General features: G+C 70.3%; 26 protein-coding genes. 19 read left to right on the top strand and 7 right to left on the bottom strand.

Annotation, left to right across the window (positions count from 1 at the left end):
- Positions 1-7: 7 nt before the first annotated feature.
- Both Acy02nite_RS22985 and Acy02nite_RS22980 read left to right on the top strand, forming a co-directional pair.
- Entirely contained in the window at positions 8-787 is a 780-nt protein-coding gene (locus tag Acy02nite_RS22985; protein WP_203743775.1) for an ABC transporter ATP-binding protein, read from the top strand.
- Entirely contained in the window at positions 778-2,370 is a 1,593-nt protein-coding gene (locus Acy02nite_RS22980) for an ABC transporter permease (protein WP_239175107.1), read from the top strand. Before Acy02nite_RS22985 ends, Acy02nite_RS22980 begins: the two co-directional genes overlap by 10 nt.
- On the opposite strand, the gene Acy02nite_RS22975 is transcribed toward Acy02nite_RS22980, so the two are convergent.
- A complete protein-coding gene (locus Acy02nite_RS22975) occupies positions 2,371-2,598 on the bottom strand; it encodes a hypothetical protein (RefSeq protein WP_203743773.1) in 228 nt (75 codons plus the stop codon). It abuts the gene before it with no gap.
- A 97-nt stretch (positions 2,599-2,695) separates the two neighbouring features.
- Complete coding sequence (locus Acy02nite_RS22970) at positions 2,696-2,977, bottom strand: hypothetical protein (protein ID WP_203743771.1); 282 nt, start codon at positions 2,975-2,977, stop codon at positions 2,696-2,698.
- A 100-nt stretch (positions 2,978-3,077) separates the two neighbouring features.
- Here Acy02nite_RS22970 and Acy02nite_RS22965 point away from each other — a divergent pair, with 100 nt between their 5' ends.
- The 8 genes from Acy02nite_RS22965 to Acy02nite_RS22930 all read left to right on the top strand — a co-directional run bounded on the left by Acy02nite_RS22965 (position 3,078) and on the right by Acy02nite_RS22930 (position 10,301).
- Positions 3,078-3,584, top strand: a complete 507-nt coding sequence (locus tag Acy02nite_RS22965; protein ID WP_203743769.1) for a flavin reductase family protein — start codon at positions 3,078-3,080, stop codon at positions 3,582-3,584.
- A gap of 109 nt (positions 3,585-3,693) precedes the next feature.
- Positions 3,694-4,050, top strand: coding sequence for a DUF485 domain-containing protein (locus Acy02nite_RS22960; protein WP_203743767.1), 357 nt, complete (start codon positions 3,694-3,696; stop codon positions 4,048-4,050).
- Entirely contained in the window at positions 4,050-5,717 is a 1,668-nt protein-coding gene (locus Acy02nite_RS22955) for a monocarboxylic acid transporter (RefSeq protein WP_203743765.1), read from the top strand. The genes Acy02nite_RS22960 and Acy02nite_RS22955 overlap by 1 nt, the downstream gene beginning before the upstream one ends.
- Positions 5,718-5,848: 131 nt before the next feature.
- Positions 5,849-6,979: an LCP family protein gene (locus tag Acy02nite_RS22950; protein ID WP_203743763.1), complete on the top strand. Its 1,131-nt coding sequence runs from the start codon at positions 5,849-5,851 to the stop codon at positions 6,977-6,979.
- A 28-nt stretch (positions 6,980-7,007) separates the two neighbouring features.
- The gene (locus tag Acy02nite_RS22945; protein WP_203743761.1) at positions 7,008-7,343 is read left to right on the top strand and encodes a rhodanese-like domain-containing protein; all 336 of its coding nucleotides are present in this window, start codon (positions 7,008-7,010) and stop codon (positions 7,341-7,343) included.
- Positions 7,340-8,128, top strand: a complete 789-nt coding sequence (locus Acy02nite_RS22940) for a glycerophosphodiester phosphodiesterase (RefSeq protein ID WP_203743759.1) — start codon at positions 7,340-7,342, stop codon at positions 8,126-8,128. Before Acy02nite_RS22945 ends, Acy02nite_RS22940 begins: the two co-directional genes overlap by 4 nt.
- 48 nt (positions 8,129-8,176) lie before the next feature.
- On the top strand, positions 8,177-9,358 hold the full coding sequence (locus tag Acy02nite_RS22935; RefSeq protein WP_203743756.1) for a sensor histidine kinase: 1,182 nt from the start codon (positions 8,177-8,179) through the stop codon (positions 9,356-9,358).
- A gap of 70 nt (positions 9,359-9,428) precedes the next feature.
- Positions 9,429-10,301 carry a DUF5926 family protein gene (locus Acy02nite_RS22930; RefSeq protein ID WP_203743754.1) on the top strand — a complete coding sequence of 291 codons (873 nt, stop codon included), beginning with the start codon at positions 9,429-9,431 and terminating at the stop codon, positions 10,299-10,301.
- Positions 10,302-10,830: 529 nt separating this feature from the next.
- Here Acy02nite_RS22930 and Acy02nite_RS22925 read toward each other — a convergent pair.
- On the bottom strand, positions 10,831-12,027 hold the full coding sequence (locus Acy02nite_RS22925) for an arginine deiminase (protein WP_425548062.1): 1,197 nt from the start codon (positions 12,025-12,027) through the stop codon (positions 10,831-10,833).
- Positions 12,028-12,320: 293 nt separating this feature from the next.
- Here Acy02nite_RS22925 and Acy02nite_RS22920 point away from each other — a divergent pair, with 293 nt between their 5' ends.
- From Acy02nite_RS22920 to pheA, 5 genes are all read left to right on the top strand, one after another.
- Positions 12,321-13,058 (top strand): hypothetical protein, encoded by a 738-nt coding sequence (locus Acy02nite_RS22920; RefSeq protein ID WP_203743752.1) that lies wholly within the window; start codon positions 12,321-12,323, stop codon positions 13,056-13,058.
- Positions 13,059-13,139: 81 nt separating this feature from the next.
- The gene (locus Acy02nite_RS22915) at positions 13,140-13,601 is read left to right on the top strand and encodes a PAS domain-containing protein (RefSeq protein ID WP_203743751.1); all 462 of its coding nucleotides are present in this window, start codon (positions 13,140-13,142) and stop codon (positions 13,599-13,601) included.
- An 83-nt stretch (positions 13,602-13,684) separates the two neighbouring features.
- Positions 13,685-14,071: an ACT domain-containing protein gene (locus tag Acy02nite_RS22910; protein WP_203743749.1), complete on the top strand. Its 387-nt coding sequence runs from the start codon at positions 13,685-13,687 to the stop codon at positions 14,069-14,071.
- Between the two features lie 62 nt (positions 14,072-14,133).
- The gene (locus tag Acy02nite_RS22905) at positions 14,134-14,739 is read left to right on the top strand and encodes a hypothetical protein (protein WP_203743747.1); all 606 of its coding nucleotides are present in this window, start codon (positions 14,134-14,136) and stop codon (positions 14,737-14,739) included.
- Positions 14,740-14,771: 32 nt separating this feature from the next.
- A complete protein-coding gene (pheA, locus tag Acy02nite_RS22900; protein ID WP_203743745.1) occupies positions 14,772-15,719 on the top strand; it encodes a prephenate dehydratase in 948 nt (315 codons plus the stop codon).
- 415 nt (positions 15,720-16,134) lie between these two features.
- On the opposite strand, the gene Acy02nite_RS22895 is transcribed toward pheA, so the two are convergent.
- Together Acy02nite_RS22895 and Acy02nite_RS22890 are read right to left on the bottom strand one after the other, a co-directional pair.
- On the bottom strand, positions 16,135-16,482 hold the full coding sequence (locus Acy02nite_RS22895) for a metallopeptidase family protein (protein ID WP_203744181.1): 348 nt from the start codon (positions 16,480-16,482) through the stop codon (positions 16,135-16,137).
- Between the two features lie 90 nt (positions 16,483-16,572).
- Complete coding sequence (locus Acy02nite_RS22890; RefSeq protein ID WP_203743743.1) at positions 16,573-17,001, bottom strand: OsmC family protein; 429 nt, start codon at positions 16,999-17,001, stop codon at positions 16,573-16,575.
- Positions 17,002-17,067: 66 nt separating this feature from the next.
- Here Acy02nite_RS22890 and Acy02nite_RS22885 point away from each other — a divergent pair, with 66 nt between their 5' ends.
- From Acy02nite_RS22885 to Acy02nite_RS22870, 4 genes are all read left to right on the top strand, one after another.
- On the top strand, positions 17,068-17,724 hold the full coding sequence (locus Acy02nite_RS22885) for a hypothetical protein (protein WP_203743741.1): 657 nt from the start codon (positions 17,068-17,070) through the stop codon (positions 17,722-17,724).
- Positions 17,725-17,778: 54 nt separating this feature from the next.
- Positions 17,779-19,041 carry a serine--tRNA ligase gene (gene serS, locus Acy02nite_RS22880; protein WP_203743739.1) on the top strand — a complete coding sequence of 421 codons (1,263 nt, stop codon included), beginning with the start codon at positions 17,779-17,781 and terminating at the stop codon, positions 19,039-19,041.
- A gap of 108 nt (positions 19,042-19,149) precedes the next feature.
- Positions 19,150-19,962 carry an HAD-IIB family hydrolase gene (locus Acy02nite_RS22875; RefSeq protein WP_203743737.1) on the top strand — a complete coding sequence of 271 codons (813 nt, stop codon included), beginning with the start codon at positions 19,150-19,152 and terminating at the stop codon, positions 19,960-19,962.
- Positions 19,963-20,051: 89 nt separating this feature from the next.
- On the top strand, positions 20,052-20,825 hold the full coding sequence (locus tag Acy02nite_RS22870) for a Cof-type HAD-IIB family hydrolase (RefSeq protein WP_239175106.1): 774 nt from the start codon (positions 20,052-20,054) through the stop codon (positions 20,823-20,825).
- Between the two features lie 331 nt (positions 20,826-21,156).
- On the opposite strand, the gene Acy02nite_RS22865 is transcribed toward Acy02nite_RS22870, so the two are convergent.
- Together Acy02nite_RS22865 and ddaH are read right to left on the bottom strand one after the other, a co-directional pair.
- Positions 21,157-21,696: a bacterial proteasome activator family protein gene (locus Acy02nite_RS22865; protein ID WP_203743733.1), complete on the bottom strand. Its 540-nt coding sequence runs from the start codon at positions 21,694-21,696 to the stop codon at positions 21,157-21,159.
- A gap of 42 nt (positions 21,697-21,738) precedes the next feature.
- A complete protein-coding gene (ddaH, locus tag Acy02nite_RS22860) occupies positions 21,739-22,578 on the bottom strand; it encodes a dimethylargininase (protein WP_203743731.1) in 840 nt (279 codons plus the stop codon).
- Positions 22,579-22,624 lie beyond the last annotated feature (46 nt).

The raw sequence follows: 22,624 nt of genomic DNA, 5'->3' as shown, positions 1-22,624 counted from the left end.
GCAAGGCATGACGGTGCCGGCACAACGCACGGGCGAGCCGGTCGCGGCGATGGCGTTGCGCGGGCTGGTCAAGCGCTTCGACACGAAACTCGCGGTCTCCGGGATCAGCCTGGAAGTCCCGGCCGGGTCGTTCTTCGGCCTGCTCGGCCCCAACGGCGCCGGCAAGACCACCACCCTCTCCATGGCCGTCGGCCTGCTGCGGCCCGACACCGGTCAGGCCGTCCTGCTGGGATATGACGTCTGGCAGTCCCCGATCGAGGCGAAGTCCCTGGTGGGCGTCCTGCCCGACGCGATGCGCATGTTCGACCGACTGAGCGGGCCGGAGCTGCTGGCGTACCAGGGCCTGCTCCGCGGCATGCCGGCCGCCGTCGTCGATCAGCGCGCCCGTGACCTGCTCGACGTGCTGGAGCTCGGCGTCGGCAACCGCACCCTGGTCGTCGACTACTCGGCCGGCATGAAGAAGAAGATCGGCCTGGCCTGCGCCCTGCTCCACGCGCCCCGGCTGCTGGTGCTGGACGAGCCGTTCGAGGCCGTCGACCCGGTGTCGGCCGCGCTGATCCGGGGCATCCTGCAGCGGTACGTCGCCGGCGGCGGCACTGTCGTCTTCTCCAGTCACGTGCTGGAAGTCGTCGAGCGGCTCTGCTCGCACGTCGCGATCATGTCGGACGGCGTGGTCCGGATGCACGGACCGCTGGACACGGTCCGCGCCGGCCGCCCGTTGCAGGACGTGTTCGTGCAGGTGGTCGGCGGCCGGGTGGCAACCGGCTCGGAGCTGGCGTGGCTGTGAGCGTGTGGCCGTTCGTCCGGCTCAAGCTCCGCCTCACCGCGAACGGCCTGCGCGGACGCCCGGGCCGGGTCGCCCTCTTCGTCACCGGTGCCTTCGCCGCGACAGCGCTGGCCATCCTGGGATATGCCGGGTTCGCGCTGCCCGGGCTGCTGGACGCGCCACACGCCGCCGAGATCCTGCTGCCGTTCGGCGGCGCGCTGCTGGTGCTCGGCTGGCTGTTCCTGCCACTGCTGTTCTTCGGGGTCGACGAGACCCTGGACCCGGCCCGGTTCGCGCTGCTCCCGCTGAGCCGCCGCAGCCTGATCGCCGGGCTCGGCACGTCCGCGCTGATCGGGCTGCCGGCGCTGGCCACGCTCACCGCCACGGCCGGGACGGTGGACACCGCCGCCCGGCTCGGCGGGCCGCTCGCCGCGCTCGCACAGGCCGTCGGCGTGGTCGGCGGCCTGCTGCTCTGTGTGCTGCTGAGCCGGGCGGTGACCAGCGCGTTCGCCACCGCGCTGCGGTCCCGGCGGGCACGCGACCTGGCGACGATCATGCTGGCCGTGGTGGCCGCGTCGGTCGGGCCACTGCAGTTGCTGCTGCTCGGGCTCCTCGATCGGGCGAACTGGGCCGACATCGCCGGGATCGCCGAGGTCACCGGATGGACGCCGCTCGGTGCGCCGTACTCGATGGGACTGGACGTGGCGGCGGGGCGGGGCTGGGCCGTACCGCTGAAGCTCCTGATCGTCTCCGCCGCCGCCGGCGGCCTGCTGCTGTGGTGGCACCGGACACTGGAACAGGCGATGACCGGCCTGTCCTCGCCGGGCAGCCGCCGGATGACCGCGCGCTCCACGAGCACCCCCGTCGACCAGCTGATGTTCCGCTGGTGGCCGCGCACCAGGTTCGGCGCGCTGGTGGCTCGCGAGACGCGGTACTGGTGGCGGGAGAACCGTCGCCGCGCCGGCATGGTCGCGCTCCTGATGGCCGGGCTGTTCCTGCCGCTGACCACGACGTTCGGGCCGGGCGCGGGGGTGGCCGGTCCGCTGGCGTTCGTCGTCGGCGCGATCGCCCCGGTCGCGCTGGCGAACCAGTTCGGCTACGACGGCAGTGCCTACGCCACCAACGTCGCGATCGGGATCCCCGGCCGGCTGGAGATCCACTCGCGGGCCGCCTCGCACGCGCTGATCACGTTCCCGGTGCTGGTGGCGGTGGCGACGGTGGCCGGGCTGCTCGCCGGCCGGCCACAGGGCATCCCGGCGCAGCTCGGCACGCTGCTCGCGGTCTATGGCACCGGGCTCGCCGTGCTGCTGCCGATCTCGGTGCGCGGCGCCTATGCCCTGCCCGAGTCGACCGGCCCGTTCGCGGTCTCCTCCGGGGGCGGCCTGGCCAAAGGTCTGCCGAGTGTCGCCGGCATGCTGGGCGGGATGCTCGGGGCGTTGCCGGTCGTGCTCGCCGGCTCGCTGCTCGGCCCGGCCTGGACCTGGGCGGGGCTGCCGATCGGCCTCGGTTACGGCGTCGCCGCCTATCTGATCGGCGCGGGACTGGCCGGGGACCTGCTCGATCGGCGCATGCCCGAGGTGCTCGCCGCGGTGACACCGCGCTAGTCACCGCAGTTTCTTCAGACCATCCCGGCGTACGAATATCAGCCGCCGTTCCGTCGCGTCCCCGGAAGTCCCCAACACATATCCGTCGATCCACAGCCAACCCGCATAGGTAGGGCGCACATCGACTCGAATCACCCGGAACGTCAGCGCCCGATCGCCCGCGAACTGAACGCTCGCGGCGGCCCCGACGTGATAAACGTCCCCTGCGCGCGGCAGGTCGTCCGCCATTTCCCCGCACCCCTGCCCGACATTACACAGAATGTGTAATGCCAGGACATCCCCGGCTTTGTCCACTTTCGAGGGACAACGCCGGATCAAAAGGCACCTAAGGGCGATGGGCCGATCGGGGGCTGCCATTGCGCGGGGCCGGAACCCGGCTGGCCCGGATCGGCCGGAGCCCGTCCTGCCGGACGAAGATGCGCCGCCTCTGCAACGCGTTGCCGCCCGGCCCGACGACGTAACCGTCCAGCCAGATCCAGCCGTCGTAGGTGACCCGCGGGTCGACCCGGATGACCCGGAAGGTCAGCGCCCGATCCCCGGAGAACTGCACACTCGCGTCGGCCCCGACGTGAACGACGTCGCCCGGCCGCAACACCACCTGGGGCATGCGCAATCCCCTTCCCGCCGAAGGTCCCCAGAGGAAAATAGCCGGTGATCAATTCAAAGTGACAGCCGCGTGCACGATCTGTAATCGAGACAATGTTCTGATGACGATCCACTCCACCGATCCGTTCGCCGTTCCCGACGAGGACAAGTCGCCGGTGCGCCGGCTGCGTGGCCGGCTGGCGTCCCCGGTGACCCTCTGGACCGCGCCGGGGCCGTCCGGCCTGACCGTCTCGTCCACGCTGGTCGCCGACGGCGATCCGGGCCGGGTGCTCGGCCTGATCGACGAGGAGAGCGACTTCTGGGACGCGGTGTCGCAGGCCGGGCGATTCGCGATGACCCCGCTGACGCCGGCCGACCGGCAACTGGCCGACCGGTTCGCCGGGCTGATGCCGGCGCCGGGTGGACTGTTCGCCACCGGTCAGTGGCGCGAGACGCCGTACGGGCCGGTGCCCGCGCACGCCGGAGCCTGGGCCGGCTGCACCCTCGACACGAGCCGGCCGTGCGGCTGGGCGCTGCTGGTGGAGGGCGTCGTGGCATCGGTTCAGTTGGATGCCGCGACCGTGCCGCTCGTCCACTTCCGTGGTCGGTACGCCGAACTCGACCGCTGAGCGCAGTCAGACCACCACTGAGCGCAGACGCTGACCGGTGGCGCGGGGCGGGCGGCTTTCCTTCGTACGGTCCCGGAAAAGTCCGCTCGCAAACGAAGGTGGTGACACCGTGCCGGCCACCCCCGAGAAGTATCTCGAGGTGCAGAACTCCGACGAATTCAGTCGGCTGCGCCATACCCTTCGCAGGTTCATCTTCCCGACCACGATCGCGTTCATCCTCTGGTACTCCCTGTACGTCCTGCTCTCCGCGTACGCGCGGGACTTCATGGCGATCAAGCTGGTCGGCAACATCAACGTCGCCCTGCTCCTCGGCCTGCTGCAGTTCGTCTCGACGTTCGTGATCGCCTGGTACTACTCGAAGTTCGCCGCGGAGAAGATCGACCCGGCCGCGGACGACATCTACAACAGCATCGACGGCGACCGGCGTGCGCCCTCCTCCACCACCGAAGAGGGGAGCGTGCTCTGATGTTTCTCGCTGCTGAGGCCTCGTCCAGCACCTCGCGCACGCTGACCATCACGCTGTTCCTGGTCTTCGTGGCCATCACCCTGGGAATCACGATCTGGGCCAGCCGGCAGACCAAGACCGCCACCGACTTCTACGCCGGTGGCCGCCAGTTCTCCGGTTTCCAGAACGGCATGGCGATCGGCGGCGACTACATGTCGGCCGCGTCGTTCCTCGGCATCGCCGGCCTGATCGCGCTCTACGGTTACGACGGCTTCCTCTACTCGATCGGCTTCCTGGTCGCGTGGCTGGTGGCGTTGCTGCTGGTCGCCGAGTTCCTGCGCAACTCGGGCCGCTACACGATGGCCGATGTGCTGGCGTTCCGGATGCGTCAGCGCCCGGTGCGCACCGCCGCCTCGGTCTCCACCGTGGTGGTGTCGATCTTCTACCTGATCGCCCAGATGGTCGGCGCCGGCGCGCTGGTCTCGCTGCTGCTCGGCATCTCCGCCGACGAGAAGTTCCTGGGCATGGACGCCGGCACCGCCAAGGTCTTCACGATCATCCTGGTCGGCGCACTGATGATCGTCTACGTGGTGGTCGGCGGCATGAAGGGCACCACCTACGTCCAGATCGTCAAGGCGTTCATGCTGATGACCGGCGCCCTGGTGATGACGCTCATGGTGCTGGCGCACTACAAGTTCAACCTGTCGACGCTGCTGGGCGACGCCGCCGCGCAGTCCGGCAAGGGCGCGGCCTTCCTCGAGCCCGGTCTGAGGTATGGCGTGGAGACGGCCGGCGACGCGACGAAGACCTTCTACAGCAAGATGGACCTGCTGTCGCTGGGTCTCGCGCTGGTGCTCGGCACGGCCGGCCTGCCGCACATCCTGACCCGGTTCTACACCGTGCCGACGGCCCGGATCGCTCGTAAGAGCGTGCTCTGGGCGATCGGCATCATCGGCGTCTTCTACCTGTTCACCCTGGCTCTCGGCTTCGGCGCGGCGGCTCTGGTGGGCGGCAAGGCGATCACCGCGCAGGACAAGGCGGGCAACACCGCCGCGCCGCAGCTGGCGCAGAAGCTGGGCATCGACTACCTGGGCGGGGACACCGGCGGCGCGGTGCTGCTGGCGATCATCGCGGCGGTCGCGTTCGCCACGATCCTGGCCGTGGTCGCCGGGCTGACCCTGGCGTCGTCGTCGAGCATCGCGCACGACTTCTACGCCAGCGTCATCAAGCGGGGCAACGCCTCCGAACGCAAGGAGGTCGGCGTCGCCCGGATCTCGGCCCTGGTGATCGGCGCGATCGCGATCGCTCTGTCGATCTTCGCGCAGAGCCTGAACGTGGCGTTCCTGGTCGCGCTCGCCTTCGCGGTGGCCGCCTCGGCGAACCTGCCGGCGATCCTCTACAGCCTGTTCTGGAAGCGCTTCAACACCGCGGGCGCGCTCTGGTCGATCTACGGCGGCCTGCTCTCCGCGGTCATCCTGGTGTTCTTCTCGCCGGTCGTCTCCGGCTCGGCCACCGCGATGTTCCCGAACCAGGACTGGCACTGGTTCCCGCTGTCCAACCCGGGCATCATCTCGATCCCGCTGGGCTTCTTCTTCGGCTGGCTCGGCACCGTGCTCAGCAAGGAGACGGACGTCGAGAAGTACGCCGAGCTCGAGGTCCGGTCGCTGACCGGGCACGGCGCGCACTAGAGCATTTCCCCCTGCCCGGGCCGGTGTCGTCGCCGCGCCGGCTCGGGCCCGGGAGAGCCCCGTCTCCCACCTTCGTGCCGCACCGCTCGCGACCACCGGGATCACGGGTCATTCCGACCTAATGTGGTCTCATGTCTGCGACCACCTCTCCCAGCGGCAACTCCTCCGGACGGGCCTCCGTCCCGCCGTCCGGGCCGGCTCCCGGCCGGTCTGCGGGACCGGGCGACCGGGGGCACACCTATCAGGGCAAGGGCAAGGGCCCGCGGGTCCGCCCTCGCTGGGGCCGCATCGGCCTGGTCGCCGGTGGCGTGGCGCTGGCCCTGGCTCTGACCGGCGGCATCTTCGCGGTCAACTACGTGAGCGGCATCGACAACGACCTCAAGCGGACGAACGCGTTCTCCGGGCTCAGCGAGGAGCGGCCGGCCAAGACGGTCGACGGCGCGATCAACATCCTGCTGGTCGGCAGCGACTCGCGCGATCCGGACACCAAGGACGACGACGCCACCGGGTGGCGCGCGGACACTTTGATGATCATGCACGTCCCGGCCGACCACAAGAGCGCGCAGATCATCTCGATCCCGCGTGACCTGTGGGTGGTCGTGCCGCGCACCAATGACGCGGCGTGCAGCGACGGCTCCCGCGCCAAGATCAACGCGTCGTTCGCCTTCGGTGGCCTGCCCCGCGCGGTGCACACCGTCGAGTGCCTGACCGACGTGAAGATCGACAACGTGATGGCGATCGACTTCGGCGGCTTCAAGGAGGTCACCGACGCGCTCGGCGGCGTCGACCTCAAGGTGGACCAGACGATCACGTCGATCCACCCGCCGCACCGGGTCTTCAAGAAGGGCATGATGCACATGAATGGCGCCCAGGCGCTGGACTGGGTGCGTCAGCGCAAGCAGTTCGCCCGCGGCGACTTCGCCCGCATGCAGCACCAGCAGGAGTTCCTCAAGGCGCTGATGGACAAGGCGGCCAGCAGCGGCACGCTGGCCAGCCCGGGCAAGCTCGACGACTTCCTGAACGCGGTCGCCAAGGCGGTCACCGTCGACCAGGACTTCTCGCTCAAGGACATGGTGCTGCAGTTCCGCAGCCTGCGCGGGGAGAACCTGACGTTCCTGACCACGCCGAACAAGGGCAGCGAGACGATCGCCGGGCAGTCCGTGGTGGTCTCCGACCGGGAGAAGGCGCTAGCCCTGTTCAAGGCGGTCAAGGCCGACACGATGTCCGAGTGGATGACGGCGAACCCGGTCAAGAAGTCCTGACCGGACCCGGGGTCGTACGCTGGGAGCCGTGTTCGGACCTCAGGTACCCAGCGTGACCCCGGATCAGGTCGACTCCGGCGCCTACCTTCTCGACGTCCGCGAGCCGGACGAGTGGGAGGCCGGCCACGCGCCGGGCGCCCACCACCTCCCGATGATGGAGGTCCCGGCCCGGATGGCCGAAGTGCCCACCGACGGCGAGGTCGTGGTGATCTGCCGCGCCGGCGGGCGTTCCGGCCAGGTCGTGGCCTACTTGATGAACAACGGGTGGGACAACGTGCGCAACCTCGACGGCGGGATGAAGTCGTGGGCTGCCGCCGGTAAAGACGTGGTCGACGAGGACGGGCAGCCGGCCCGGGTGTTGTGACCGGCTATCGGCCGCTCGTCTTCGCACACCGTGGGGGCGCCGACGCGCTGCCCGAGCACACGCTCGGGGCGTACCTTCGCGCGCTCGACGAGGGTGTGGACGGCCTGGAGTGCGATGTGCGGCTGACCCGGGACGGGCACCTGGTGTGTTTCCACGACCGGCGACTGAGCCGCACCAGCAACGGGAAGGGCCTGGTCAGCCGCCGCACGCTGGCGGAGCTCGACGAACTCAACTACGGCTCCTGGCACCCCGCTTACCCGGGCGACGAGGAGCTTCCCGACCTGAGCCGCCTGCTCACCCTGGAACGGCTGCTGGAGGCGGTGCGCGACTGCGGCCGGCCGGTGCGCCTGCTGATCGAGACCAAGCACCCTTCGGTGTACGGCGCCGAGGTCGAGCGGCGGCTGGTCATGATGCTCCGGCGGTTCGGTCTCGCCGAGCCGAAGCCGGACGATCCGGTCCACGTGACGGTGATGTCGTTCGCGGCTCTCGCCCTGCGCCGCATCCGCGCCCAGGCGCCCGGCGTGCCGACCGCCTACCTGATGGAGCTCCTCCCGCCGCTGGCCGGCAAGGGAAAGCTGCCGTTCGGCTCGCGGATCGCCGGCCCGGGGATCGATCTGGTCCGCAACCGGCACGCTCTGCTGCCGGCGATCCGCGCGGCCGGCCACCGGACGTACGTGTGGACCGTGAACGAGCCGGACGATCTCGAGTTGGTGCTCCGCCATCAGGTGGACGGCGTGATCACCGACCGGCCGAAGTTCGTCCTGGACCGCCTGGAGCAACTGTGACTGCAGTCACATCCGCTGAACGCTGAAAGGCGAGGCAGACTCGCAGACATGCCGGAGAGTCCCGACTATCCAGCGCTGACCCGGGGTCAGATCGCGGTCCTCGACCGCCTCAACACCGGGGAGTCCGGCCTGCCCGTGCTCCAGCACCTCGTCCTGCTGGCGCAGGAGGTGCTCGGCGCCCGCGGGGCCGGCTTCGCGGAATACGGGGACGGCCACGGCCGGATCATCGCGGCCACCGGCGTGTGCAAGCCGGCGATAGGGCGTCGCGTCGAGCGCCGGCTGGAAGCGCCCGGCCGCACCCTGCTGGTGTCACTGAATTCGGTGAACGACGAGTTCGCGCGGCAGATCGAGGGCGGCGACCTGCGGCACATGCTGGGCGCGCGGTGCGAGGCCGGTGGCACGTTCGCCGGCTCGCTGCACGTCTACTTCGGCGCCGACGCGGGCGAGCCCGGGCCGGAGCACCACGCGGTGCTGGAGCTGCTCGCCGGGCAGATCGGCCGGCTCTACGGGATGGGCGAGGGGCTGCCGGTGCACCCGGCCGCCGCCCCCGCGCAGGCCGACCGCGATCTGTGGGTGGCCGTCACCAGCCACGAGCTGCGCACCCCGGTCACGGTGATCAAGGGGTACGCGGACACGCTCACCAACCACTGGGAGACGCTCGGCGAGCCCGGTCGCCGGGAAGCGGTGCGGGTGATCGGCAACCGCGCCGGCGAGCTGGCCCGGCTGGTCGACCGGCTGCTCTCGGCGGCCAGTGACGGGGTGCTCGGCTCCGCTCCGGCCGGGCCGTTCGACCTGGTCGAGGCGTTACGTGAGGCGTCCGAGGAGCTGCCGGCCGACCTGCGTCGACGGTTGAAACTGGCCCATCTGCCGGGGGACCTGCCGAAGGCGTACGGGAACCGCGATTCGATCGTCATGATCCTCACCGAGCTCATGACGAACGCCGAGAAGTACTCACCGCCGGACAGCATCGTCGAGCTCTGCGCCGGCACCGACGATGACACCCTGCGCTTCCGCGTGTCCGACCGGGGCGCCGGCATCGCACCCGAGCACGTCGAGCGCGCCTTCGAGCGTTACTGGCAGGCCGAGGGCGGCGACCGGCACCACCACCCGGGGGCCGGGCTGGGCCTCTACCTGGTGCGACGGATGGTCGAGCGGCAGCACGGCTGGGTGTCGCTGCGTCCGCGCGAGGGCGGCGGGACGGTCGCCGAGGTCCGGTTGCGCCGCGCCTGAGCGCTCTTGCGCCGCGCCTGGGTGGCCCGCGTCACCGGTTTCCGAGGGGCACCGCCTACGCTGGTCCCTCGTGAGCAAGCGTCGTAAGTCCCAGTCCGAGCCCAGGACCAAGGTGCGCGACATCTTCGTCGCCCGCCCGTTCGAGGGTCTCACCGACGAGCCCGAGTGGGTCGCGCTGCGCGAGCTGGTCCCGGCCGCCTCGGCCAGACTGACCCTCAAGCCGGAGATCATCGAGGAGTACGGCGACCGCCCCGTCACCCTCTCCACCGTGCTCCCGATGGCCTGGCCCGCGATGTCGCGCCAGGACGGGGAGGTCTTCATCGGCCTCCAGCGGCACGTGCAGTCCGGTGACGTCTCGCGTGACCTGGCCGTGGCCATCCTCGCCGGCCTGCAGACCAAGCCCGGCGACCCGGTCTCGGTGCCGGCGCTGCCCGGTGAGGGCCAGCGCCTGCAGGACGTGCTGGTCGACGGCCCGCTCGAGATCACCATGCAGGACGGCTTCGAGTACTGGCTGGACACCGACCAGCTGCAGGACGCCAGCGTCAAGGCGTCGCTGGAGCGGGCGAACGCCTCGATCTACCCGACCGTGCGCCTGGCCGCCGCGAAGGCCGCCTACTGGTGCCGGATCGCGCCGGAGAAGGGCCACGTCCGCTGGGTGCTCGCCGAGGGTGAGGACCAGGCGCTGGACGCTCTCGCCCGGCTCTCCGCCGCCGGGGAGCTCGTGCTCCGCGAGGACACCAAGTTCGCCGGCATGTTCCGCGCGCACGGCCTGCTCGTGCCGGTCTGGGACATTCCGGGCGAGCCGGAGGCTGCCGACTGGGAGGCGCCGCTGGCCGACTTCGCCAAGCGCTACCAGGACACGCTGGCGATCAGCGAGCCGCTCGACGCCGCGGCCCGCCGCGCCAAGCAGGGCCTGATCGGCCGCCAGCTCACCCTTCGCTGAGCCGCCGGCACGTCCGGCCCTGAAGATCAACTTCAAGATCTTCATTGCCTGCCTCCGCTGTGGTCCTTCTGCGCTGCTCCCGCGGGGACCCTTCCGGGCCTCGCAGGGCCGCGGGGCGGCCCAGAACGCGAGACCCGAAAGGGCGATCTCCGTGGCGGGGCACGGTCAGAGCACCAGATCCGCGCACGGGCCGGACGGGCGAGCACGGTCATTCGCGCGGTGGCCGCCAGGCCGTGGCCGCTCGTCGCAGGTGCGCGGCTCGCCGTTCCGGCTGGTTCTCATGGTCGTTATTCGTGCCTCATAACGACCATGAGAACCAGCTGACCACAGCACGTCGCGTCCCGGCCCTGACCGCGCAAAGCCCGCGCAGGCACCTCCTGGCGGGTTCAGGCGGGTAGCGGATCACGCTGTTGGTTCAGTCGGGCAGGGTCGCGCTGTTGGCTCAGCCGGGTAGCGGGTCACGCTGTTGGTTGAGCCGGGTAGCGGGTGACGCTGTTGGTTGAGCCGGGTAGCGGGTGACGCTGTTGGTTCAGCCGGGCAGGGGGTCGCGCAGGACCGGGCAGCTCATGCAGCGCGGGCCGCCACGGCCGCTGCCCAACTCGGAGCCCTGGATGCGGACGACCTCTATGCCGGCGTGCTCCAGTTGCGCGTTGGTCTCGACGTTGCGCTCGTAGGCGACACAGAGCCGGGGTGCGATGGCGAGCGTGTTGTTGCCGTCGTCCCACTGCTCCCGCTCGGCCGTGACCGGGTCCAGGCCGGTGTCGATCACGCGCAGCCGCTCGATGCCCATCGCCTCGGCCGCGGCTTCCAGGAAGGGGCGCGGAGGCCGTACCCGCAAATGATCGTGATCCTCGCCGGAGGTGATGGACCAGGCCTGCAAGGTGTCGGCCACGTTCGGGTACATCACGACCGCGTCGGCGTCGACCATGGTGCAGACCGTGTCGAGGTGCATCGTGGCGCGTTCCTGCGCGATCGGCACGGCCAGCACGGTGTGCGCGAGCCCGGCCGCCAGCACCCGCCGGGCCAGCCGCTCGGCGCCGGCCGGAGTGGTCCGCTCGCCGACCCCGATCGCCAGCACGGACGGCGCGAGCACCAGCACGTCACCGCCCTCGACGTGCTCCAGCGCCGGGTCGTAGAGCAGCCCGGAGCCGGCGAAGCGCGGGTGGAAGCGGTACACCGCGTGGGTGAGCGTCGTCTCCCGGCGCCGGGCGGGCATCGCGAGACTGGTCACGGCGACCCGATCGCGCACCCAGACCGACGAGTCCCTGGTGAAGAGCAGGTTGGGCAGCGGGTCGATGAGGAAGTCGTTCGGCTGGAGCATCTCGTAGACCAGGCTGCCCCCGGCCGGCTTCACCTCCTCGTGGGAGAGCCCTGCCACCAGCACCTCGGCCAGCCTGTCCGGCGGCTGGTCGGCAAGGTAGTCGGCGATCCCGGCGCGCAGGCCGTCGCCCAGGCGCCGATCGGCGAGAACGCCGGCGGTCAGCTCCGCACGCGCCTCGGGCACGGCGAGGGTCTCCGCGAGCAATTGGGAGAGATAGAGCACTTCGACACCACGGGAGCGGAGCGCCTCGGCGAACTGATCATGCTCGTCCTGAGCGCGGCCGACCCAGGGGATGCCGTCGAAGAGGAGTGATCCACTGTTCCGCGGCGTGAGCCTGGCCAGCTCTTTTCCCGGTCGGTGGAGCAGGACGGTGCGCAGGCGGCTGACTTCACTGTCGACGTACACCAGGCCGACGTTAGTCCGTACCGAACGCTATCGCCCGGTCACGTTCTGATCTAGATCCTGAGACGAGCATGCACCGATCGGGCGACGGAGTTAACTTGGCACAGTGCGACGAAACCCCGGACCGCTCGTGTGGAGTAGCACCATCCGCAAGAAGACGTTGTCCGTGAATGCGGTATTCATCCACACTTCTTTCTCTTTCTTTCCACTCCGCCGCCCTTCTCCGTGAAGGGCTGAGCACGTACGGTAGTTGGAAACAGAGAGCCAGCCCGAAAGACCTTTTGCCGGAGGTCGCAGTGACTGTCTTCCCCGCCCGCCCTGCCCTGCCCGTGCCCTCGACCAACCGCGCACTGACGCCGGTCGGCCATGCGGCACCGCCCTCGGCCCTCGAGCCGCGGCTGACTCCGATGGAGTGGGCTCGGCGCCGTCGCGCCGATCGTGACGCCCGTCGCATGGAAGCGGCAGGCGCACGTGCGCTCACCCGCCTGGACCGACTCGGGTCCGCCTGGCACATCGTGGACTGGCCGCGCACCGACCTGTCCCAGTCGTACTACGAGCCCGACCCCGCCGATGAGCGGGCCGGATTCCTCGCCATCGGCCCCGGTGGCGTCTACGCGGTGACCGTCGCCGACCACGGCCGGTCGCGTGTTCTGATCGCCGGTGACGTCGTGCAGATCAACGGCAAGCGCCCGCAGTACGTGGCCGAGGCGCGTCGTGACGCGCGACGTGCCGCGAAAGCGCTTTCCGCCGCGGTCGGCCTAAACGTGCCGGTCACCCCGGTGCTGACGTTCGTCGGCTCGGGCGTGATCAGCGTCCACGGCCTGCCGAAGGATTGTCTGGTCGCCACCGACAAGGAGCTCGACCGGCTGCTGCTGGCCGGCGGCGCCCGCATCTCGGCGGCCACGGCGAGCAAACTCTCAGCCGTTGCCAGCAACCCGGCCACCTGGGCGAACGCGCCCTATCGGCCGGCCGGCGACTACCGTTGGTACAGCAACGGACAGACGGCCGCTGACAAGCGGCCGACCCGCCGGTAACGTTCCTTGCGACGCCGTCGTCGGTGACGCCCCGGTTTCCCGGGGCGTCCCGGACGACGCGACAGAAGCGAGGAGGAGCGGGTGGCGCATGTTGAGCTCTCCCTCTCGGGAGCGTTCGTCCCCCAGGCACGCACACCGGCCGAGGCCGAGTTCGTCACCAGCATCGAGCGCTGGGCGAGCACCGTGGCGATCGCCGACGAGCCCTGCCTGATCATCGACGCGGGTGGCGCGATCCTGGCCGTCTCCCTGTCCGGCAGCGAGCTGCTCGGGCTGGGCAAGCCGGCCGACGCGATCGGGAAACGGCTGACCGCGACGCTGCACCTGATCGACTTCACGGCCGGCGCCGGTCCGCTCGAGGACCCGGAGGCGGAGAAGATCCCGCCGCTGCTCGCGGTCCGCAGCGAGCGCCTGGCACGAGGGCTGCTGCGCGTGGTTCCGGATGCCGAGAAGCCGCCATTGACGGTCGACGCGGTGTCCACGCCGCTGCTGGCCGGTGGCCGGGTGGCCGGATCGCTGACCTTTCTCTCCCTGGTTCACTACTGACGTCCGGTTTGCCCGTGGCGGTGTGGTGTTCGCCGCATCCGGCAACCATTGGGTGTTACCGATCCGTAACGTAGTCTGCCGTCATGCTCGATCTAGACCTGTTACCAGGGGAATACGCGGTGTGCCGCCTGTCGGCCGGTTCGTCCCTGCCCCCTTCCCTGACCGCGGGTCCGGACGACAAGAGCGTCATCTCGGTGACCTGGGGCCTCGACGAGATCTCGATCATCTGCCCGACCGACCGGGTGCCGGAAAGCGCCGAGGTGGACACCGCCTGGCGATGTCTGCGCGTGGCCGGGCTGACGACGGCGATGACCGGGGTGCTGGCCTCGCTGGTGGGGCCCCTCGCCGACGCCCGGGTCAACATCGTCACGTTCTCGACGTATGACACGGACTATCTGCTGGTGCCGACGGTGCGGCTGACCGAGGCGGTCAACACGCTCGCCGCGGCCGGGCATCGCATAGCCGGGTGACCGGCTCCCGATAGCCGCCCGACAACCTGGCACTGTCCGGGTAACGCTCCTACCATGACCGGGTGTCCCCGCACACTCGCTTCATCCCCCTGGTCGTGGGCGCTGTGCTGCTGACGGCGGCCTGCGGATCACGCGACGACGAGTCACGGCCTGCCGCGCTGCCCTCAGCGGCGTCGCTTCCCCCCGCTCCGAGCCCGCAGCCGTCGATGATCCTGCCGCCGCCGACGTACACCCCGGTCTCGCCGGGCGGCGTGCTGCCTCCGACGTGGGTTCCGCCGACGTATGCGTATCCGACCGGCACGACGGCCACCACCACCACGGCCCCGCCGAGCGCGGCGCCGCTGACCAAGTCGCCGACGCCCACCCCGGCGCACGCGGCCAAGTGCAGCGGCGAGCCGACCGGCGCGCAGATCCTCGCGCTGGTCAAGGGAGAGGACGGCATCCCGAAGAAGACCTTGCAGGTGCGGGAGGGGCCGTTCTGCGCGGACACGTGGTCGTTCACGGTCCTGAAACTGGCCGGGGTCAGCGGTGACCAGGAGCCGCTGAACGTCGTGGCCAGCGGAAGCGGCACCTCGCTGGCGTTCATCACGGCGGGCTCGGACGTCTGTAACCCGCAGGTCCAGTCGAGCGCGCCGGCCGGCATCCGGGTCCTCGCCTGCGGCTACTGAGCTCCCGGCTGTACAGACCCTAGACTGACGGCATGCCCGGTACGCCGCCCACGCGCTTCACCTTCCTCGGCCCCGAGGGGACGTTCACCGAGGCGGCCCTGCGCACCCTCCCGGCCGCCGAGCACGGGGTGCGGATCCCGGCCCGCAGCGTGCCGGAGGCCCTGGAAGCGGTCCGTTCCGGCGAAGCCGATGCCGCGCTGGTTCCGCTGGAGAACTCCGTCGGCGGCGCGATCCCGGTCACGCTCGACGAGCTGGTCACGGGCACGCCGCTGATGATCGCGCGGGAGGTGCTGCTGCCGGTCGAGTTCGTGCTGGCCGCCGATGTGCTGAAGCCGCTGGCCGGTTTACGGACGATCGCGGCGCACCCGCAGGCCTCCGCACAGTGCCGGCACTGGCTGCAGGACAACGTGCCGGATGCGACGGTCGTCGACGTGCTCTCCAACGCCGCCGCGGCGCTCAGCGCTGCCGCCGGGGAGTACGACGCGGCTCTCTGCGCCCCGATCGGCGTGCCCCGCAACCGGCTCGCCGTGCTGGCCGAGAAGGTCGCCGACCGGGCCGAGGCGGTCACCCGCTTCGCGCTGCTCACCCCGCCGGGGCCACCCCCGCCGCCGACCGGTGACGACGTGACGTCGCTGGCCGTGTCGATCCGGCACGATCAGGTGGGCGCGTTGCTCGCGGTGTTGACCGAGCTGGCGGTGCGTGGCGTCAACCTGTCCCGGATCGAGTCGCGGCCGACCGGGGAGCAGCTCGGGACGTATTTCTTCTTCCTCGACTGCACCGGCCACGTCGCCGAGGCGCGTCTCGGGGAGGCGTTGCGCGGGCTGCGGCGGATCTGCGCGGAGGTGCGGTTCCTGGGCAGTTACGGTCGGCATCGCCTGCAGCCGGAGCCTCCGGTGCAGGCGCCGGCCGGTCTCTCCGACACCGACTTCGCGGACTCGTCCGCCTGGCTGGCGCGCTTGCGCTCCGGCGAACCAGGCTGACTCCGGTACGTCGTGAGCGACGCGCGCTGCGGCCCTGATGAGCGCCGGGGCCGGGCATGCGCGGGGGTCACGGTCCCGGCTGGTTGTCATGGGCGTTATGAGGCACGAATAACGCCCATGACAACCAGCCGGAAGCGGGGGCGCGCTGCGGCCGGGACCATCGGCGGCGTCGCGGACTCCCGGGGCGACGCCGTCACCGACGCGCTACGCCTGCCGGCCGCGGCGGCACTGCGCGGCGGACTCGAGGGCGTGGACGGGTCTGTTGCTCTGAGCGTGCCCACCCGCGGACGTCGCCCTTTCGGGGTGAGCGTTCTGGGCGCCCCGCGCCCTGCTCGGCCCGGAAGGGTCCCCGCGGGAGCGACGATCCGGACCACAGCGGAGATGGGACATGAAGATCTTGAAGTTGATCTTCGGGTCAGGCCCAGCCCAGCTCGTGCAGGCGTTGGTCGTCGATGCCGAAGTGGTGGGCGATCTCGTGGACGACGGTGATCGCGACCTCCTCGACCACGTCCTCGTCGGAGTCGCAGACGCGCAGCGTGGGCAGGCGGTAGATGGTGATCCGGTCGGGCAGGACGCCCGCGTAGTCCCAGCCGCGGTCGGTGAGCGCGGTGCCCTCGTAGAGGCCGAGCAGGCCGTCGTCACCGTCCGGCGGGGCGTCCTCGACCAGGAAGACCACGTTGTTCATCAGGGACAGCAGCTCGACCGGGACCTCGTCGAGCGCCTCACCGACGAGTTCCTCGAAGCGCTCGCGACTCATGTCCACCGGCACGCCCACCATTGTGCCGTGTGGCGGCCGGAGCGAAAGACCGCCGGCGCGGCCGTGAGGACCGCGCCGGCGTGGGTAAGGCAGTGATCAGGCGAGCTTGGCGGACAGGCTGATCGCCGCGCCCGGGCTGAGCAGGCGGGAGATCGGGCAGTTCTCCTTGGCGTCCGCGGCGATCTTCTGGAACGTGGACTCGTCGATGCCGGGGACGTCGCCGACGGTCTCCAGATCGATGCGGGACACGCCGAAACCGGCGTCGGTCTTGTCCATGTGCACCTTGGCGACGGTCTCGACCGAGGTGGGCGTGAAGCCCGCGTCGGCGAGACCCTTCGAGAACGCCATCGAGAAACAGCCGGAGTGGGCCGCGGCGATGAGCTCCTCGGGGTTGGTCCCCTCACCCTCCTCGAAGCGTGACTTGAAGGAGTAGTTCCCCTGCAGGCCACCCTTACCAGTCTTTACCGTGCCGGAACCCTCGGTGAGGTTCCCTTCCCAGCGGGCCGTAGCAGAACGAATAGGCATGAACAGAACGCTAGCCCATCCGGGGCGCGGTGGAGGGTCGACGAGGCAGGGCCCATCATGGATCACATGTCGGAGACGGTGATCGAGATCGGTGAGACCGAGCGGCCCGGATTCTTCCGCGGGCTGGGCGGTGATCATCGGGTGGCGCCGCTGATCGCCGGGCTGGGCGGGGTGGCGGCGTTCGCGTCGCTGATCTCCGAGTGGCAGGTGACCACGGTCGACGGGTTGATGTACGGCGCGGACGAGGTCGGCGAGACCAAGATGCTGCCGACCGACCTGTTCGATCTGGGGGGCGTCGGCGCGGCGTACGTCGTCGGCCTGTTCCTCCTGGCCATTGCGGTGCTGCTGGCGATCCGCGGCCCGGAGGCGGGACGCCGCTACGCGCGGCTGGCCGGGTTCGGGGCCGGCGGGGTCCTGCTCGCACTGCTGCTCGCCTCGGTCCAGTTGCTCGGCGCGCAGAGCCGGCAGGTGACCAGTTTCTACAAGATCGCGCTGGACAGCGAGCACATGACGGTGGCGCTCGGCCGCGGGCTGTGGTGCGCGATCGCCGGCGTGGCGGCCGCGCTGGTCGCGCTCTGGCTCGCCGGGCGTGCGACGGCCGGGCCGCGACCGGAGCAGATGCGGGCCCCGGAGCCGGCGGCGGACGAGCCGCTGGAGTTGAGCATCACCCCGGCCGAGCCGTTCGTCTCCTCGCCGGACAATCGCGATATACCCCTTCGATGACGCGGTCAATACCCGCGCGACCGTGGGGTGTTTCTCCCGGTAGGCTCCACAGTCGTGATTGACCTGCGTCTGCTTCGTGAAGACCCGGAACTGATCCGCGCGAGCCAGCGGCTGCGCGGCGAGTCCACCGAGCTGGTGGACGACCTGCTGCGTGCCGACGAGGAGCGCCGGGCCGCCACTCAGCGGTTCGAGACGGTCCGGGCCGAGCAGAACTCCATCGGCAAGCAGGTGGCGAAGGCTTCCGGTGACGAGCGGGCCGCGCTGCTGTCGCGCACCAAGGAGCTGGCCGCCGAGGTGAAGGCCGCCGGGACCGCGGCGACCGAGGCCGACGAGGCGCTCAAGCGTGCGCACCTGGCCGTGCCGAACCTGGTCGAGCAGGGCGCTCCGGCCGGCGGCGAGGACGACTTCGTGGTGCTGCGCGAGGTCGGTACGATCCCGCAGATCGACAAGCCGCTGGACCATCTGGAGATCGGCGAGGCGCTGCGGGCGATCGACACCGAGCGGGGCGCCAAGGTGTCCGGTTCGCGGTTCTACTTCCTGACCGGTGTCGGCGCGCTGCTGCAACTGGGCATGCTGCAGCTGGCCATCCAGCAGGCGGTGGAGCACGGTTTCACGCCGTCGATCACGCCGACCCTGGTCCGGCCCGAGTCGATGGAGGGCACCGGGTTCCTCGGCGCGCACGCCAGCGAGATCTACCGGCTCGAGGCCGACGACCTGTACCTGGTCGGCACGTCGGAGGTGGCGCTGGCCGCCTACCACTCGAACGAGATCATCGATCTGAGCAACGGGCCGTCGCGGTTCGCCGGCTGGTCGACGTGCTATCGGCGGGAGGCCGGCTCGCACGGCAAGGACGTGCGCGGCATCCTGCGGGTGCACCAGTTCGACAAGGTGGAGATGTTCTCCTTCTGCAAACCGGAGGACGCGCTCGCCGAGCACCAGCGCCTGCTCGCCATGGAGGAGGAGATGCTGGCCAAGGTCGAGATTCCGTACCGGGTGATCGACGTGGCCGCCGGTGACCTCGGCAGCAGCGCGGCCCGGAAGTACGACTGCGAGGCCTGGGTGCCGTCGCAGGGGCGGTACCGCGAGGTCACCTCGACGTCGAACTGCACCACGTTCCAGGCGCGCCGGCTCAACATCCGCTACCGCGACGAGAACGGCAAGCCGCAGACCGCGGCGACGCTGAACGGCACGCTCGCCACCACCCGCTGGCTGATTCCGATCCTGGAGAACCACCAGCAGCCGGACGGCTCGGTGCGGGTGCCGAAGGCGTTGCAGCCGTTCCTCGGCGGACGTGACGTGCTGGAACCCAGCCGCTAACGATCTCGACATCACCCGGTCACCAGTTGTCATGGTCGCTGGTGGCCGGGCAGGAGTAACGTTCTCCTTCCGCCCTCCGCGGGGGTTTCCCAACCCACGGAGGTTCCGATGCTCAAGCCTGGGCTTCCCAAGCTCATCGCCACGGATCTCGACGGCACGCTGGTCCGCAGTGACGAGACCGTTTCGGCGTATACACATCAGGTCCTGGAACGGGTCCGCGCTGCCGGCATCCGGATCGTCGCCGCCACCGGCCGCGGCCCCCGGCTCGCGTCACTGACCCGCAACGACATCCGCGTCGCCGACTACCTGGTGCTCGCCCAGGGCGGGTGGGTGCTCGACCAGGCCGAGTCCCGTTACCTGCGGCAGGCGCGCCTGTCCGGTCCGGTGCTGGCCGACGTGCTGACCCGGATCGAGTCGGTGGCCGGCCCGCTCTCGGTGATCTTCGAGGCGCTGGAGCACGACGACTCGCCGCTCTGGGGTGACTACGACCCGACCTGGCGGTACCCGGTCGCCTTCGAGGCCCGGGAGCGCGCCGACTGCCTGGACGGTGAGGTGATCAAGGCGTTCGCGCGGTCCCCGAAGCTGGACGTCGACGAGCTGCTGGCCGTCGCGCGGCGCGTCGTCCCGGCCGACGTGGCGACTGTCACCCAGGCCGGCCTCGACTACCTGGAGATCTGCCCGGCACACGTGGACAAGGGCACCGGCCTGGCGGTGGTCGCCGAGGCCGTCGGCGTCGACCCGGCGGACGTGCTGGTCTTCGGCGACATGCCCAACGACCTGTCGATGTTTGCCTGGGCCGGCTGGGGGCGGGTCGCCGTCGCCAACGCGCACCCGGAGCTGCTGGCGGTCGCCGACGATGTGACGCTGACCAACGATCAGGACGGGGTGGCGGTGTATCTGGAACGGCTATTGTCGAGGTGATGGCACCCTCGCGATCCACAGGTCCTTCTGGCTCCACAGGTTCTTCCCGATCCACGGCTCCCTCGCCATCCACGGCTCCCTGGCGGCTGGTGGCGACCGATATCGACGGCACGCTGATCGACGACGAGCGCAGGATCAGCCGGCGGACCATCGACGTGCTGACCGCCGTCCCGGCGCCGGTGGTGCTGGTGACCGGGCGGCCGTTGCGCTGGCTGGAGGATCTCTACGACCAGCTGCCGGAGCGGTTGCCGGCGGTGTGCGCGAACGGTGCGGTGATCTACGACCCGCACGCCGACGAGGTGCTGCGCGCCGATCCGCTCTCGAGCGAGGTGCTCCTCGACGTCACCCGCCGCCTGCGGGACGCGGTGCCCGACCTCTCGCTCGCGGTGGAGATCGAGGACGGGCGGTCGTTCCGGCACGAGTCGACGTGGCCGCTGCGCTTCACCGATCATCGGGTGCGGGTGATCTCGACGCCCGCGGAGCTGACCTCCGCGCCCGCCGTGAAACTGCTGGCCCGCTCGGCTTCGGCGGATCCCGACGACTTCCTGGAGCTGGTCAGCAAGGCGCTCGGCGGGGTGGCCGAGGCGACGCGGTCGTCATCGTCCGCGCTGGTGGAGATCTCCGCGGCGGGGGTGACCAAGGCTGCTGGGCTCGCCTGGTTCTGCGAGCGGGAAGGCATCACGGCGGACCAGGTCATCGCGTTCGGGGACATGCCGAACGACCTTCCGATGCTGACCTGGGCCGGGCATGCCGTCGCGATGGGGAACGCTCACCCCGCGGTGCGCGCGGTCGCCGACGAGGTCACGCTGACCAACGTCGACGACGGTGTCGCGGTCTACCTGCAAAAGGCTTTCAACCTCTAAGACCGGATCTTCCCGTACGGCGGGTGCGGCGCCCCTGCGCCGGCACAGCCGCGATGTCCGCTTCGGCTTGCGGTCGCTGCCGCGCCGCCTGCCATCGGCTGGTTCTCATGGGCGTTATTCGTCCCGAATAACGCCCATGAGAACCAGCCGGAACGGTGACCCGCGCCGCGAGCCGGTGCCAGGTGCCGGCTGGCGCTCAGGGTTGTATTCGGGCCTTGAAGCGGCCGTGAGCGCCAGCCGGGCGGGCGGGGGCGCGGGGCGGCCCGGAATGGCAGCGGCCTCGCGCGGGGACGTTCGCACGGCCGCTGCCATGGGCGTACGGGAAGGGGCCTTAAAGGTATTGGCCCGTGGGGCGGTCCGGCTTGCCGGGGATTCCCATGGGCAGGGCCGGACGGCCCTGGCCACCGCGGATCTGCTCGAGCTGCAGGCGGGCGGCCATCTGCTGGGCGACCAGCGCCGCCTGGATGCCGTGGAACAGCCCCTCCAGCCAGCCGACCAGCTGCGCCTGGGCGATGCGCAGCTCGGCCTCGCTCGGCGGGGTCTCGCCCTCGAACGGCAGCGTCAGCCGGTCCAGCTCCTCGCGCAGCTCGGGGGCCAGACCATCCTCCAGCTCCTTGATCGAACGCTGGTGGATCTCCCGCAGCCGGCCGCGGCTGGCCTCGTCGAGCGGAGCGGCCCGGACCTCCTCCAGCAGCTGCTTGATCATGCTGCCGACGCGCATGACCTTCGCCGGCTGCTCGATGAGGTTGCCCGGCTCCTCCGGGCTCATCGTGCCGTCCTCGTCGATGGTGCCCATCGGGCGACCGTCGGGGCCCATGACGATGACGGTGCCGTCGTCCTTGTGCTCGGTGGTGCGGGTTTCGTCGGTCATGCGAACCATCTTTGCGCACGGAATCCAAAGGTGCCCGTGAGGTCAGCGTTGTGCGGGTCGCAATTCCGCGACGGCGCACTTGACGCTGCCGCCGCCGCGCTTGAGCTCGGAGAGATCCACGTGGACGGGGTGATATCCGGCGGCGCGCACCTTGTGACCCATGTCCACCGCGTCGGTGTTCAGGACCACGTGGCGGCCGTCACTGACCAGGTTCAGGCCGAACGCCTCGGCGTCGGCGCGGTCGGCGAGCACGGCATCCGGGAAGAGCTGCGCGAGGACCCGCTGCGACGCCTCCGAGAAAGCCTCCGGGTAGTACGTGACGTGGCGGTCGTCGAGCGCTGCCAGCGCGGTGTCCAGGTGGTAGAAGGCCGGGTCGACGAGCCGGAGCGAGATCACCGGGCGACCCAGCACCTCCTGCGCCTCGGCGTGCGCGGCCGGGTCGGTGCGGAAGCCATAACCGGCAAGGACGATTCCGCCGTACGCCGCGGGAAGGTACGCGAAGTCGCCCTCGCCCTCGTTCACGTGCTGCGGAGCGACGAACCTCCAGGCCCCCGCGGTGTCGTAGAAAGCCTGATGCGCCACGGCCTCGTCGGCGCGCTGCGGATAGCGGAACCGGGCGCCGTAGACGGTGCCGTCGACCGAGAACGCGCCGTTCGCCGAGTAGACCATGTCCGGCAGGCCAGGGCGGGCGTCCAGCACGTGGACGACGTGACCGAGATCGACCAGGGTGGTGCGGAGCGATTCCCACTGCTTCAGGGCCTGGGCGGCATCCACCGCGACGGTGGTGTCCATCCACGGGTTGATCGTGTACTCGACCGTGAAATGCTCCGGGGGACACATCAGATATGTCCGGGTTCGTGGCGATCGCTCCAACTGGCTCATGAGGTTTTAGCGTAGGTAGGCTGCGGTGCAGCAAACAGCTCGAAAT

Source organism: Actinoplanes cyaneus (assembly GCF_016862095.1).
Lineage (GTDB): Bacteria > Actinomycetota > Actinomycetes > Mycobacteriales > Micromonosporaceae > Actinoplanes > Actinoplanes cyaneus.
Note: the sequence above shows the minus strand (reverse complement) of the source record. Positions and strands in the feature narration are given on the sequence as shown.

Bases quoted from the DNA above. Each gene is read 5' to 3' on its own strand.
- Acy02nite_RS22985 (WP_203743775.1), top strand. From the start codon at position 8: ATGACGGTGCCGGCACAACGCACGGGCGAGCCGGTCGCGGCGATGGCG.
- Acy02nite_RS22975 (WP_203743773.1), bottom strand. From the start codon at position 2,598: ATGGCGGACGACCTGCCGCGCGCAGGGGACGTTTATCACGTCGGGGCC.
- Acy02nite_RS22970 (WP_203743771.1), bottom strand. From the start codon at position 2,977: ATGCCCCAGGTGGTGTTGCGGCCGGGCGACGTCGTTCACGTCGGGGCC.
- Acy02nite_RS22965 (WP_203743769.1), top strand. From the start codon at position 3,078: ATGACGATCCACTCCACCGATCCGTTCGCCGTTCCCGACGAGGACAAG.
- Acy02nite_RS22955 (WP_203743765.1), top strand. From the start codon at position 4,050: ATGTTTCTCGCTGCTGAGGCCTCGTCCAGCACCTCGCGCACGCTGACC.
- Acy02nite_RS22950 (WP_203743763.1), top strand. From the start codon at position 5,849: ATGTCTGCGACCACCTCTCCCAGCGGCAACTCCTCCGGACGGGCCTCC.
- Acy02nite_RS22935 (WP_203743756.1), top strand. From the start codon at position 8,177: ATGCCGGAGAGTCCCGACTATCCAGCGCTGACCCGGGGTCAGATCGCG.
- Acy02nite_RS22910 (WP_203743749.1), top strand. From the start codon at position 13,685: ATGCTCGATCTAGACCTGTTACCAGGGGAATACGCGGTGTGCCGCCTG.
- pheA (WP_203743745.1), top strand. From the start codon at position 14,772: ATGCCCGGTACGCCGCCCACGCGCTTCACCTTCCTCGGCCCCGAGGGG.
- Acy02nite_RS22890 (WP_203743743.1), bottom strand. From the start codon at position 17,001: ATGCCTATTCGTTCTGCTACGGCCCGCTGGGAAGGGAACCTCACCGAG.
- Acy02nite_RS22885 (WP_203743741.1), top strand. From the start codon at position 17,068: ATGTCGGAGACGGTGATCGAGATCGGTGAGACCGAGCGGCCCGGATTC.
- Acy02nite_RS22875 (WP_203743737.1), top strand. From the start codon at position 19,150: ATGCTCAAGCCTGGGCTTCCCAAGCTCATCGCCACGGATCTCGACGGC.
- Acy02nite_RS22865 (WP_203743733.1), bottom strand. From the start codon at position 21,696: ATGACCGACGAAACCCGCACCACCGAGCACAAGGACGACGGCACCGTC.
- ddaH (WP_203743731.1), bottom strand. From the start codon at position 22,578: ATGAGCCAGTTGGAGCGATCGCCACGAACCCGGACATATCTGATGTGT.